The 13,039-nt window shown below is 40.4% G+C and carries 14 protein-coding genes; 3 read left to right on the top strand and 11 right to left on the bottom strand.

Translation table 11 applies throughout. The features are described from left to right. Positions 1 to 91: 91 nt before the first annotated feature. Together yunB and NQ117_RS20245 are read right to left on the bottom strand one after the other, a co-directional pair. On the bottom strand, positions 92 to 1,183 hold the full coding sequence (gene yunB, locus NQ117_RS20250) for a sporulation protein YunB (protein WP_258279832.1): 1,092 nt from the start codon (positions 1,181 to 1,183) through the stop codon (positions 92 to 94). 175 nt (positions 1,184 to 1,358) lie between these two features. Beyond that, positions 1,359 to 1,727 carry a hypothetical protein gene (locus NQ117_RS20245; RefSeq protein ID WP_258279831.1) on the bottom strand — a complete coding sequence of 123 codons (369 nt, stop codon included), beginning with the start codon at positions 1,725 to 1,727 and terminating at the stop codon, positions 1,359 to 1,361. A 168-nt stretch (positions 1,728 to 1,895) separates the two neighbouring features. Between NQ117_RS20245 and NQ117_RS20240 the strand changes: the two genes are divergently transcribed. Next, the gene (locus tag NQ117_RS20240) at positions 1,896 to 2,621 is read left to right on the top strand and encodes a 4'-phosphopantetheinyl transferase family protein (RefSeq protein WP_258279830.1); all 726 of its coding nucleotides are present in this window, start codon (positions 1,896 to 1,898) and stop codon (positions 2,619 to 2,621) included. Between the two features lie 107 nt (positions 2,622 to 2,728). Here the strand turns inward: NQ117_RS20240 and NQ117_RS20235 are convergent, their stop codons facing one another. From NQ117_RS20235 to NQ117_RS20205, 7 genes are all read right to left on the bottom strand, one after another. Beyond that, complete coding sequence (locus NQ117_RS20235) at positions 2,729 to 3,481, bottom strand: iron ABC transporter ATP-binding protein (RefSeq protein WP_258279829.1); 753 nt, start codon at positions 3,479 to 3,481, stop codon at positions 2,729 to 2,731. Then, a complete protein-coding gene (locus tag NQ117_RS20230; RefSeq protein ID WP_258279828.1) occupies positions 3,478 to 4,542 on the bottom strand; it encodes an iron chelate uptake ABC transporter family permease subunit in 1,065 nt (354 codons plus the stop codon). Before NQ117_RS20230 ends, NQ117_RS20235 begins: the two co-directional genes overlap by 4 nt. Then, positions 4,539 to 5,555: an ABC transporter permease gene (locus NQ117_RS20225; RefSeq protein ID WP_258279827.1), complete on the bottom strand. Its 1,017-nt coding sequence runs from the start codon at positions 5,553 to 5,555 to the stop codon at positions 4,539 to 4,541. Before NQ117_RS20225 ends, NQ117_RS20230 begins: the two co-directional genes overlap by 4 nt. Before the next feature lie 19 nt (positions 5,556 to 5,574). Beyond that, positions 5,575 to 6,588, bottom strand: a complete 1,014-nt coding sequence (locus tag NQ117_RS20220) for a siderophore ABC transporter substrate-binding protein (RefSeq protein ID WP_258279826.1) — start codon at positions 6,586 to 6,588, stop codon at positions 5,575 to 5,577. A 238-nt stretch (positions 6,589 to 6,826) separates the two neighbouring features. After that, positions 6,827 to 7,699: a DUF4097 domain-containing protein gene (locus tag NQ117_RS20215; RefSeq protein WP_258279825.1), complete on the bottom strand. Its 873-nt coding sequence runs from the start codon at positions 7,697 to 7,699 to the stop codon at positions 6,827 to 6,829. 87 nt (positions 7,700 to 7,786) lie between these two features. Then, positions 7,787 to 8,491 carry an ABC transporter permease gene (locus tag NQ117_RS20210; RefSeq protein ID WP_258279824.1) on the bottom strand — a complete coding sequence of 235 codons (705 nt, stop codon included), beginning with the start codon at positions 8,489 to 8,491 and terminating at the stop codon, positions 7,787 to 7,789. Beyond that, positions 8,484 to 9,212, bottom strand: a complete 729-nt coding sequence (locus NQ117_RS20205) for an ABC transporter ATP-binding protein (protein WP_258279823.1) — start codon at positions 9,210 to 9,212, stop codon at positions 8,484 to 8,486. Before NQ117_RS20205 ends, NQ117_RS20210 begins: the two co-directional genes overlap by 8 nt. A gap of 165 nt (positions 9,213 to 9,377) precedes the next feature. On the opposite strand from NQ117_RS20205, the gene NQ117_RS20200 reads away from it, so the two are divergent. Together NQ117_RS20200 and NQ117_RS20195 are read left to right on the top strand one after the other, a co-directional pair. After that, positions 9,378 to 10,106 carry a response regulator transcription factor gene (locus tag NQ117_RS20200; RefSeq protein ID WP_258279822.1) on the top strand — a complete coding sequence of 243 codons (729 nt, stop codon included), beginning with the start codon at positions 9,378 to 9,380 and terminating at the stop codon, positions 10,104 to 10,106. Continuing rightward, positions 10,103 to 11,197, top strand: coding sequence for a sensor histidine kinase (locus NQ117_RS20195; RefSeq protein ID WP_258279821.1), 1,095 nt, complete (start codon positions 10,103 to 10,105; stop codon positions 11,195 to 11,197). The genes NQ117_RS20200 and NQ117_RS20195 overlap by 4 nt, the downstream gene beginning before the upstream one ends. Before the next feature lie 262 nt (positions 11,198 to 11,459). Here NQ117_RS20195 and NQ117_RS20190 read toward each other — a convergent pair whose 3' ends face one another. Together NQ117_RS20190 and NQ117_RS20185 are read right to left on the bottom strand one after the other, a co-directional pair. Continuing rightward, positions 11,460 to 12,278: a TrmH family RNA methyltransferase gene (locus NQ117_RS20190; RefSeq protein ID WP_258279820.1), complete on the bottom strand. Its 819-nt coding sequence runs from the start codon at positions 12,276 to 12,278 to the stop codon at positions 11,460 to 11,462. Further along, positions 12,275 to 12,943 (bottom strand): potassium channel family protein, encoded by a 669-nt coding sequence (locus tag NQ117_RS20185; RefSeq protein ID WP_258279819.1) that lies wholly within the window; start codon positions 12,941 to 12,943, stop codon positions 12,275 to 12,277. The genes NQ117_RS20190 and NQ117_RS20185 overlap by 4 nt, the downstream gene beginning before the upstream one ends. Positions 12,944 to 13,039 lie beyond the last annotated feature (96 nt).

Raw genomic sequence — 13,039 nt, 5'->3', positions numbered from 1 at the left:
CGAATAAATGCCCGCCCTATTTTCAAACTACTAAATCGTCTGTATCTGTTCCATTTATACAATCCTCTGTCTTACTAATAATCGAATGACCTCAATGGCCTTCGCCTGTGGATACTCCCTCACTTATTCCTGAGGATGAATCGTTTCCGCCCCCCTGAATGGAACCATTAGATGGCAACGTCACATCTGGTGATACCGTAATTCCTCTGCTTTGTTCTGGAGCAGCAGGCGGTTGCGCTGGCAATGACAGCGCTGGAGCTTGGTCCGAATTTGTACCGACCGGCTTCCCATTGCCATCATAGTAATACATCGGTACATCTCCCACTACGAGCATATAGGAAATAGGTATTTCCGTTTCTACTACCTCAGGCTCCATATCGAATGGAATCACAATCGCTATCTCTTCCACAACTTTAATATACACTTCAACGAGCACCATATTGATGCCCACTTCCATCGGCCTTGTATCCAATTCAACCTTCACAGCGCCTTGCGGCTCCATCTTTACAGGGATGCGAGGACCAAAAGAAGCGATCAAAGCACTACCTAATGCTTGACCGAGCGGAATATGGTCATGGAACTCTTCTGTGGAACGAAGCGCATTTTGAACAATATTAGCCGTCTCCGAAGTAATCCGCATATGTTCATTATAATTTAAGATGAAACTCGTTACCTTTCCTCGATTATCCGTCTTCCATTCAATGAGCTTATCCAATTTTCTTCCTTGCGCTACTTGGTCACTTATCGCTTTGTTGATCGCTTTCGTTGCCATCTGCTTAATGCGGATTTTTGCCAAATGCATAACTGGCCCGCGAACATGCTTATCCACATAAAGAAACAACTGAACACTTAGCAGCACAAAAATAATGAATGCGATAAACCATGCCCTTCTTCTGCGTTTTGGTTTGGGAGGCGCGCTTTTCCAACCAGCTCCTGCATAACGCATAGACTTTGCAGATGAAGATGAAGATGAATAGTCAGAGACAGCTACTTCACGGCTTGATTCCTTACTCGCCGACGAAGAACTTGATGACCAGCGCCTCGTTCCTTTCCATCGCTTCTCATTCCATTGGTTATGCACTCTCGGCTTAGTAAACAGCGCAGGTCGTCCCCAGCGACGATGCCGTTTCATCGACAAGCTCTCAAGTATACGCTGTAACCACGATCGTCTTCCCCAGCCCATGTCGTTCCCCCTTTTCCCGCAAGCTTGGGCAACTGTAATGTTCCAATGTATGCACACATGAAGCAAAAAAGAAGACAGCCCCAACTGACTTCGTCTGGATCACTAACAATCCAGACTCTAATCAGGTGTGCTGTCCTAATCTTTCTCGTATTTCAATAAGCTTGGAAGTCGCTTATTAATATCCTCTATATGCAGGGTTATAGACTTGATTTGAGCTTGCATGTTGGTTTGATTGCTCAATATAACTTACATGCGGCTGCACATGAGCTACCAATCCCGTTGAAGAATAACCGCTCTGCGCCGAATGTGCTTGATGTGCAAGATGAATAATTTGCTGCAGCTGCTGTACCGCTGTTTGATGGCCTTGAAGTGCAGTTTGAATTACATTAGCTGCATGCTGTTCAATTTTTGCAAGCTCTTGCAAGCGTGCAGCGTTCTGCTGCTCCTGATGCAACAGCTGTTGATACTTCTGTGTTGCAGCATTCGTTTGCTGAATTAATTGCTGCGCAAGCTGTTCAATTTGATACGTATTTGTATGTGTCATTAGGCGTTCTCCTTTTCAATCATAATTTGGGAATGGCATCCTTTATATCGTGCCTCGCATGTCTTTTTTTATGCACACTCTATATTCTTTTTCTACCTCCCTGCACCATGTCATGATATATAATGAATAAATATGTTACACAACCTATTACTGGGGGCTCAAACCGATATGCAGGAAATAATCGCTGTAACCGCATTTGCTGATATGGATGAAAAATGGTTCGAACAGTCGCTACAGCTTCTGCCGACGGACAAGCAGCAAAAAATATCACGCTACATGCGCAAACCCGATCAACTTAGAGCTCTTATTGGCGAAATAACGGTTCGTCTTAATGCGATGTCTAGAACGGGGCTATCCCACGAACAATTGCATTTTGATACTAATACATATGGTAAGCCCTTTTTAAGGGACATGCCTTCGTTCTCATATAACGTATCTCACTCAGGGGATTGGGTCGTATGCGCGATAGATGAGACAGAGGTTGGTGTCGATGTGGAGAATATTCAACCTATTGATCTTGCTATCGCAGAACGCTTTTTTTCAAAGGAAGAAGTGAACGATCTATTTGCGTTGCCTGAGCACGAACGACAGGCCTATTTCTTTGACTTATGGACATTAAAAGAGAGCTATATTAAAGCAGTCGGAAAAGGATTATCCATTCCTCTTAATTCGTTTTCTTTTAAACGTATAAATAATCAATTCACTTTTCATTCTGATACTGATCCTACTCCTAGATATGTGAAGCAATATCAGTTAGATCCGCAATATAAGCTGGCTGTTTGTGCGAGGCATGAACGGTTAGCAGATCACCCGATTAAGCGTGATGCCGCTGAGCTTTGCGAGGAGTTTATAGAGAAAGTAACTTGTGTAAATTGTGATACTAGCTCCATTTAAGTTTATGTAATATGTAAAGAGCCCCTAAGGCGTTTGAACAAAAAATCCTTCAAACGCCTTAGGGGCTCTTTAGCAAGAAACTTACAGTAAGTTCAGCATGTATAAAGCTAATAAATAGCTATTGGACCATAAGGACCATCGAGAATTTCTATTTTCGTTTCAAAAATATCGGTCAAAATTTCTGGCTTCATAATCTCATCCACTGTTCCAAAAGCGGCAATTTGTCCATCCTTCATAGCACAAATTCTATCCGAATATTTGGCTGCAAAATTTATATCGTGCATTACAGTCAGAATTGTTCTTCCAAATTCATTAGCAGCATGTCTCAAATGCTCCATCATTTGAACAGAACGAGCAATATCAAGATTGTTCAGAGGTTCGTCCAAAAGTACATATTCAGTCTCTTGGCACAAAACCATTGCAACATATGCCCTCTGCCTTTGACCACCTGAAAGCTCATCTAAATATCTATTTTCTAGATCAGTCAAATCTAAAAAATCGATATATTTTGAAATAATAGCCTCATCCTCTTTCGTTAACCTTCCCTTTGAATAAGGAAAACGCCCAAATCCAGCTAGTTGTCTGACAGTAAGCCTCGTTACAAAATGATTTTCTTGTCGCAAAATAGTCACGATTTTGGCTAAGTCATTCGATTTAGACTTGGTAACATCCATATTGGCCACCATAATTTGACCTTCATCCATTTCCAAAAGTCTTCCAATCATCAAAAGCGTCGTAGACTTTCCAGCACCATTGGGTCCAATTAAAGAAGTGAATCCAGCCTTTGGTATTTCAATATCCAAAGGCCCTATTTTAACCTTATCCGTATAAGACTTTCTAACATTATTAATTTTTATCATAGAGCCCTCTTCCTTAAAATCACAGATAAGAATAAGATGCCACCGAACAGTTCGATAATAACTGAAACTACGCCTTGAGCATTGAATACATGATACATGAGAAAGTATGAACTCGTTAATATCAAAAATCCTATCGCAAGAGCCATTGGAAACGTATATCTATGGTCATAAGTTGGCGCTGCTTGATAACTCAATGTTGCAACTAAAAATCCATAGAAAGTAAGCGGTCCAATTAAAGCCGTTGAAATTGACATCAAAACAGAAACTAATATAAGCGTATAAATGATACTAGATTGATGTTTAACTCCAAAAGAAGTAGCGGCATCTTTTCCAAGTGACAATACATTTAATTTCTTAGCATAAGCAAGCAGTAACAATGCTGCAACGATTACGATTGGAATTACAATTGGATAATAATCAGCATCTGCATTATTGACAGAACCAAATAATCTTGCCTGTAAAATATCAAACTCAGACGGTGCAAGAAGTCTTCTCATAAATGTTGATACAGAGTTCAGTCCCGTACCAATAATAATGCCAACCAAAAGCATAAGTTGTAAGTTCCCATACTTTCCAGAAAGCAACCATCCATAAAGGATCAAACTCATCAAAACCATAAGAATGACTTGAAATAGAAATGATCCAATACCACTAAAATTGATCAATGCACCAGCACCAAAGAAAAATATTGTACTTGTATGAATGGTTGAGTAAAGGGATTCAAACCCTAGCAGTGAAGGAGTTATAATCCGGTTATTCGTAATCGATTGGAAAGCCACTGTCGCCAAGCTCTGACAAATTGCAGCAATAATCATTGCAATAAGAGCTTCTATCCTTCTTTGAACGACTGGAATAAAAGAAGGTGAATCTATTGGAACCGGATTATTATAAACTAAAAGTCCGTAGGCTGAAAAAAGGCCCAAAACAATCAAGGTAATTAGCAAAATCCAATAACGCTTTTCATCTTTCTTAGAACGGAAAGCTCTAGCTGATCTATTTTTATTATGAAGGCTAGAATAGATTTCGACATTTTCTTTATTTCTATATTCCAATGCGTTCATCTTAGCCCCCTAGATTTTCTTTGTCTCAATAAAATAACAATAAATACGATTGAGCCTAATGTTCCAAGTATTAATGAGACAGGTAATTCAAAAGGCATTATAATGGTTCGAGAAATAATGTCACAGAAAGTTACCGTACCCATGCCTATCACGCATACCCAAGGCAAATTACTTCTAAGATCATCTCCCCTAAACATGGAAACAATATTAGGGACAATTAAGCCTAAGAAAGGTAAGTTGCCAATAACAGCCGCAACAATGCCAACTGCAAGAGAAATAAGACCCGTAGCAAACAGAATAAGCCTACTATAATTTACGCCAAGACTTGTTGCTACATCTTCTCCTAGTCCAGCCAAAGTCAATCTATTAGCAAAAATAAAAATGAGAATAGTAACGATAACGATTATCCATAAATATTCATATCTTCCAATTTGAACAGACGCAAAAGAACCTACAAACCAACTTTCAATACTTTGCGTCTTTTGAAACAGAAGTCCCAGAAAAGTGGAAACTGCAGAAATGACTGCTCCAAGCATCAGCCCAATGATCGGGACAATTAAAGACGAACGAAGCTTAACTCTTCTTAAAAATAAAAAGAAAATCATAGTTCCTATGAAAGAAAAAAGGATTGCACCAGTCATTCTTAGAACTAAACTTGGGGCCGGAAATAATAAATAAACCGTAAGGAGTCCTAAACCTGCCCATTCAATAGTTCCCGTTGTGGTAGGTTCAACTAAACGATTCTGTGTAATAAGTTGCATGACGAGTCCTGCCATTGCCATGGCAGCACCAGTAAGCATTAATGCAGCTGTTCTCGGAACACGAGTTATCAAAAACATATCCCATCCATCTGCTTGTCCACGTATATCATAAACTCCAGTAAACAGTGATATAACCCCTAAAGTAATAACAACGATAATTGCTAGTATAAACGGTTTTGTCCATATTTTATGGTGGTTATAAAACTGGGGTTGAGAATTAATCTCAACCCCAGTTCTAATATTTTTCGGCACTATGTTATACTCCTTTACACTACTTAGCTAATGTGTTTGCAAGGTTTTTGAATAATTCCAAGTAAGTTTGGATGGATTCATTTACATAAGTGTCAGTTGGTGCATAAACAATATTTCCTTTAGAAACAGCCGTTGTTTTTTGAAGTGCCGGAGATTTATCAATAACATCCTGAGCAGGAACTTTATTCGTTTCACCAGATACTGCAGCATCACGATCTAGTACGAAAATCCAATCAGGATTACTTTGTGCAATTGCTTCAACAGAAATTTCATCGCCTTGATGATCGGTAGTATTATTTTTTACTTCCAATGCCGGAGTCCATCCAAAAATCTCATACATTGGTCCCCAAACACGTCCATTCTTAGGAGCTGAATAACCAATATCTCCACCAGAAACGATAACGCTCATCACTTTATCTTTTCCATTATAGGCAGCCTTAGCGTCTGCGATAGCTTTATCAAAATCAGCTGTTAATTGTTTAGCCTCTTCATTTTTATCAAAAATTTTCCCCAAAGTAATTGTAGAACTTTTAAGTCCATTTACCAAATTTTCTCCAGGTTTCTCAGCGTCCTTAGAAATATCTACATTCAGATCAATAACAATTGCATCTGGCACTAATTTTTTAATATCTTCATAATGGCCAGCAAATCTTTGACCAACAATGACAAGTTCAGGGTTTGCAGCTGCAATAACTTCAAGATTTGGTTCACGGTGATTTCCAACATCTTTAACTTTTTCGTTAGTCACATAGGGTGAATCCGCAGGCATTACAGGCTTTGGAACAGCCGCTAACTCAATATTCCAATCAGCTAAAGTTTCAAACGTTCTATTATCCAAAGCAACTACATTTTTAGGGTTTACAGGAACATCAACCGTTCCGTGAGCATCAGTGATTTGAACGGTTGCAGGTTTAGCAGCATCGTTTGCTTTCCCAGTAGTTTCCGTTTTACTAGCTTCATTACTTGGATTTGAGCAAGCTGCCAACATTACGACCAAAATTGCCATAAAGACAGTGAATTTAAACTTCTTCATTTCTTTTACCTCTCCCCTTATATGTAAACTCTATAAACAAACCACAATTATTGAATTGATAAAATTAATGATAATGATTATCAATTTCATATTTAATTATATCAGGTCAAAAAATATTATCAACCCCGAATTTTCACCAAACTATATAAATTTCGACTAAAAAGCTTTCGTAATACTTAAATTTCGAAGGAAAACTTGTGAATTTCATCATTTATTTCAATGAAATGTCCCCCACTCCCTAACGTACATCAATCGTTCCCATTTCACTTGCAAGCTCCAGTTTATTCTGCCCCTTACCAATTACGCCTGTTTTCGATTGTTCTGTACTTACGCTTTCCTTAAAGCCATCCAGCTGAACCGTTATATCAGATAAATGGCTGCTAGCGCTAACAGATAATGAAGTTGGAGCTTCCTTAAACGACACGGCGATATCTCCTAATTTCGTTTGTACAACTACGGACTCGCTTTCGTTTGCGTCTTTAATCGAAATGGCCCCATTTGTGCTCGTTATTTTCATGCTAGAGCTCGTCACATTAGTCATATCGCTGTCTCCTGTAGTGGAAGTTGCCGTTAACTCTCTTACCGAACTGTCTCTCATACCTAATGGTCCGTTTTCGGATGTTACCTTTCCTATATCTGCTGTAAGACCTTTAACCATCATTGAACCAGTCTCAGTAGAAATATCAACCGTATGGAGCGCTATATCATTCCACTCCATATCTCCAAATCGATTATCCACTGTTATCGTGTCCACACTATGTCTAGGAATAGAAATAGAGATTGTCCCTTCTTTGCCAAATTTGAAATTATCCATAAACCCAGCCTTATGGTTTTTCTGAGTAATTAAAATTTTATTCGTGTCCTCTTTTATAACGACAGGATCGTTTTTCTCATCTTTTTGTTTTCCTTCTGCTGTAATTGTGATTTGATTGGAATCCGTGCTTTTGAACTCAATATCCCAAGATTCATTATTGATATCGATTGCTTGAATGCTGCCAACTTGAAACGATTGTTCGATTTTAAACGAATGGCCTGCTTCTCCCAGTACACTACACGCCGATCCGATAATTACAATTAATACGAGAGAAATTACTAATAATGCATTCTTCATCGTTATCCTATTCTCCATTTCTCTTAATCAGGTGTTCAGATCGCTGTAATCGCCACCACTATGCAATTACATGTACTTAACTTTAAGTTACGCCACATCAATCTTGTCCAATTTATAATAAGAAAGATAACCAATCGTAAGACCTACAAGGCACATCGCGATAGGTACGGCAATGAACTGGAACAGACTTGTCGAAGCGGCCTCAGTTGAAACATTTGCATTAATAGCAAAGCCAATCAATACAGCCCAAGTTATCGTTGCCGGAGCAGATTTTTTTCGCATGCCAAAATATAACGGAATTAAGCTCATTCCCGCAATCATAAGTGCGTTTAATATCGTGGTCGGAATAGAAGCGACCATATCGCCGACACGAGCAGATGCCTCAAACAATGGAAGCAATGGATTTAGGAACAATACGAGCAGATTGATGATCATCGTCGCCATAATAATGCTAAAAAAACAGAAGCCAAAGACAATCGCGAGCTTGGCCTGCATTAACTTTTTTCGCTGCAGCGGATACGTATATAGCAATTGAATCGTCTTATTTCTGTATTCGTCGATGACGATACGAGACAATAGTACACTTGAGAAAATAATAAACACGATGCGAATAAATATATTCGTCAATGACATAAATTCTTCATAATCAGGAAACAGCGGTATACTCTCTCTTCCGGAAGTCCATGCCATAAGCGCAACTGCCCCAAAAATCGCCACGATACAAATTACTAGCGCTTTAAAATAACTGTTAACGCGATGTTTCTTCCATTCTAATTTCATCAATTTAAGCATGCTGGTCATCTCCCATAATAAGCTGTAAAAAATACTTTTCTAAATGGCTATGTTGTTGTCTGATATCATCCATCTTCACTTCTGTTAATAATCGACCACGATTAATAACACCTATCGTATCGGCAATAGATTCAATCTCTGAAACGATATGACTTGAGATGAGGATCGTCACACCTAACTGCTCTTTTAAATGGACAAGCAGTTCTCGTATATCTTTAATACCGATTGGATCAAGTCCATTTATCGGCTCATCCAGAATAAGAATGTCCGGCTTCGTCACAATTGCCCGGGCTATCCCTAATCGCTGCTTCATTCCTAGCGAAAATTCAGAGATTTTCTTATCCCCCACATTACTAAGACCAACAATCTCCAACGCTTCCTCTGCCACCCCTTTATGGGTATAGTCAGCATATTCACAGTGTATCTCTAAATTTTGCTGTGCCGTTAATGCGTCATAGAAGACAGGATTTTCAATAATGCTGCCTATTTTCTTTAAATACTGATACGAGGTAGGCAGCACAATCTCGTTTAACACAGTAATCTCACCAGAGGTTGGCTTGACTAAGTTTAAAATCATCTTCATGATCGTCGTTTTCCCCGCTCCACTGGGCCCTAAAAAGCCATAAATCTCGCCTTTCTTAATGTTCATATGTACGTTTGAGACCGTCTCAATCCCCTTGTATGTCTTACACAATTGGCTGATACGAATGACCGATTCCATTTTGTACGTCCCCCTAATCTCCTATCGATTCCTTACCTTAAGCTTAATCCTTGAAAGTAAAAACAAAGTAAACAGCAGGGAAATTACTAGTAATATTTTGAGTTAGGGAAACAAATTTAAAAATGGAATTGATATAATGAGGAGGAGAAATGAGGGATATACACCATGGAATCTGCAAAGATATTAGCCGTCGATGATGAAGTAGGCATTTTAAAATTGTTAGAAATCACGCTTAAGAAAGAGCATTTTACGCATATCCAAACGGCAGCTACAGGAAAAGATGCCTTGCAGCGTATTAAAGCAAATACATACGACATTATATTGCTCGATATTATGCTTCCTGATATAAGTGGCTTTGAACTTTGTACGGAAATCCGCAAATTAACGAACACACCCATTATTTTTATTAGCGCTCGCTCTACTGACTTCGATAAATTAACAGGGCTGGGGATTGGCGGGGACGATTACATTACAAAGCCTTTTAACCCTTTAGAGGTGGTAGCAAGAATTAAGGTCATCCTGAGGCGGAAGCAAATGTATGAGAATACACAACAAGCACAACAGCAGCAGCACAGTGCTTTATTTGATTATGGCTGCTTTACGTACGATCCCGATTCTGCAACGTTAACCGTTAACAACTCAATTGTAGAGAGCACCGCCAAAGAGCTGGAACTGCTGCATTTCTTCTGCAAACATCCAAATCGTATTTTCACAACGGCTCAACTATATGAATTCGTATGGGGAAATGATGCGTATGGCGAGGAAAAGACCGTCACGATCCATATTGCCAAGCTGCGAAAAAAGCTCGGAGATGATACGCGAAACCCAAAAATAATCGTCAACTTACGGGGAATCGGCTATAAATTCATTCCTACTAATGAGGACCGAAAATGAGAATAACAACTCGATTTATAGTTCATCTTGCACTAGGACTTGTTTTTTGGATACTGGCGTCTGGCCTCGGCATTCCCATCATTGTAGAAGGTATCCTTCCTCTGTTCGATCTCATTGTTAATGAAAATACAGAAGGATTGCTCGTAGGATGGATATTTGGAGGCAGCACAGTCGTGTGCATTGGGTTGTTCGGTTGGTATTTTGGCGGTCCGATCGGATTTATTATGAGTTGGATCTATCAATTATCGCAGCACAACTACGAGAAGCCTATCGGCTTGCAAAAAATTTATACTCGCAAAGGGAAGCTCCGCATGCGTTACCTTCTATATAAAGAAGTATTGCAGCAGCTACAAGCTCTGGCTTCCACTTTACAGGCTAATGAAATCGAGCGACGAAAAATTGAACAGGCAAAGCAAGAGTGGATCGCGGGGATTTCACATGATTTGAAAACACCTCTAACCTATATCACAGGCTACTCTACACTTTTATTGAATAGTCAGTATGAGTGGTCGAAGGAAGAAGCTCATTCTTTTCTCCAAGAGATTCACAATAAAGGAATACATATGGAGGAGTTAATCCAAGATTTCAGCCTTGTTTTGCAGCTCAATCATGCTGACGGGATGTTATCGTCACATAAGACAGCGCACGATATCGTTGAATTTACGAAAAGGGTTGTTGCTGACATTAGTAACAATCCACAAGCAAGCAGCTATATGCTGCATTTCAAGACAGATACACCCGAGATTCAAGTTGAGTTTGATCACAAGTTCATGCATCGCATCTTGCAAAACATTTTAATGAATTCGATTCTGCACAACCCTGAACATACGGATATTTATACGGAACTCTCAAGTGAAGAGAATGTGGCAGTTATTCGCATTGCCGATAACGGCGTAGGTATGTCCACCGAGATGGTGAGCAACCTTTTTAAACAATATTACCGCGGCACCACAACGGATGCTTCTTCTGAGGGTACCGGGCTTGGTATGGCAATCGTTTATAAGCTTGTTCAAGCTCATCAAGGTACGATTTCTGTAGCGAGCAAGATTTCAAAAGGAACAACATTTGAAATTAGATTTCCGAAAAGCTAACTGAATATTTGCAAACAGTTAATCTCCTAGCTTAGGCTAAAGATTTACAATCAGCCAAACATTCTCAGTTATAAACAAAGTCCGTGCAGCCCTATTTAAACCTGACTCATCTTTATGAGACAGGGGCTTAAACAGAGTATGTAAAAAAAATTCTGAACCATACAAATAAAAAAAGCTGTCGAAACTTTTCGACAGCCTTGATTATCAAGCTCCTTATACTTCCTTACGCTATAAGGAGCTTCGCCATGTATCACATTACTTGCTAGCTATAATGCCGCTGACGCATCGCCTCATACAGCAGCACGGTAGTCGCCATAGCGACATTCAATGACTCCGCTTGTCCCTGCATCGGGATAATAACAGACTCGTCTACCAGCGACTGCACCTGCGGCGAAACTCCTTTGCCTTCGTTGCCTACAACGAACCATGTCGGCTGACGGAAATCGAAAGAATAACAAGAATGCTCCGCTTGCAAGCTCGTGCTTACAACGCACACACCCTGCTTCTTCGCTTCTGGAAGCAGTTCCAGCAAATCACCTTCCACAACTGGAAGATGGAACATCGAGCCCATCGTCGAACGAACCGTCTTGCTGTTATATACGTCTACCGTCCCCCGACCAATAAGCACGCCTGTCGCCCCTACCGCATCAGCAGAACGAATAATCGTACCAAGGTTGCCTGGATCTTGAACGCCATCTACAACAACGACCAATGCTTGCTTGTCTTCAAATAGCTGTCTCCAGTTCAATTCAAGCTTGCGCATGACCGCAAACACAGATTGAGGTGTTTCTGCATCCGTGCACTTGCGTACTACTGCATCCGTAACAGCAATCCATTCAATTGGTTCGCTACTTGCTTCCTTTTCCTTCACATATGAAGTTAGTTCCGCGGGCAGTCCCCGATCCTGATCGAACACGACGCTCTCTACGAATGCGCCAGAACGCAATGCTTCCTGTACAAGATGAACGCCCTCAGCAATATAGCGACCCTCGCGATTGCGGTACTTGCGATCTTGCAACTGTGCCCACTGCTTAACACGTGGGTTACTTACTGATGTTATTGTTAAAAATGATGTACTCATAATTCCGACAATGCCAACTCCAATTTATTAAGATGATCATTTTGACCGACGATGACCATCACGTCCCCTTCACGAAGACGGTAATCAGCTAATGGTGAAATATTAATATGCCCATTATTTTTGATCGCCATGATGTTGCAGCCGAAGCGCGCACGAATATCCAGCTCGATTAAGTTTTGTCCGATCATGTTTGTCGAAGCACGCATATCTACAATACTGTGATCGTCAGACAATTCGATGTAGTCCATAATGTTCGGCGAAATTAAGTTATGCGCCACGCGCGTTCCCATATCTCGCTCAGGGAATATAACCTTATCCGCACCGATCTTGCTCAACACTTTACCATGAAGCTCATTCTGTGCTTTCGCTACCAGCATCGGTACGCCAAGATCTTTCAGTATCAGTGTGGTCAAAATACTTGCTTGAATATCCTGTCCAATGGCAACGACGACAACGTCAAAATTGCGTATACCAAGTGCCTTAAGCGCCTCTTCTTCAGTAGAATCGGCTGATACAGCATGTGTTACCATGCTCGCAACTTCTTGTATTTTCTGCTCACTGGAATCGATCGCTAATACTTCAAAGCCCATCTTGCTCAAGCTATTAGCAACACTGGACCCAAAGCGGCCCATGCCGATTATCGCGTATTGCTTCTTGACTGCCATCGGTTCACCTTCCCGCTCATTTCGGTTACATGCTGCCATTATTATAGCACAGCCCTACAATGCTTGTCCCAGACCGCTCTGTCGTATAGGTTTCCT

The organism is Paenibacillus sp. SC116 (assembly GCF_024733555.1).
Lineage (GTDB): Bacteria > Bacillota > Bacilli > Paenibacillales > Paenibacillaceae > Paenibacillus_B.
This window is presented reverse-complemented; position numbering and strand designations above follow the sequence as displayed.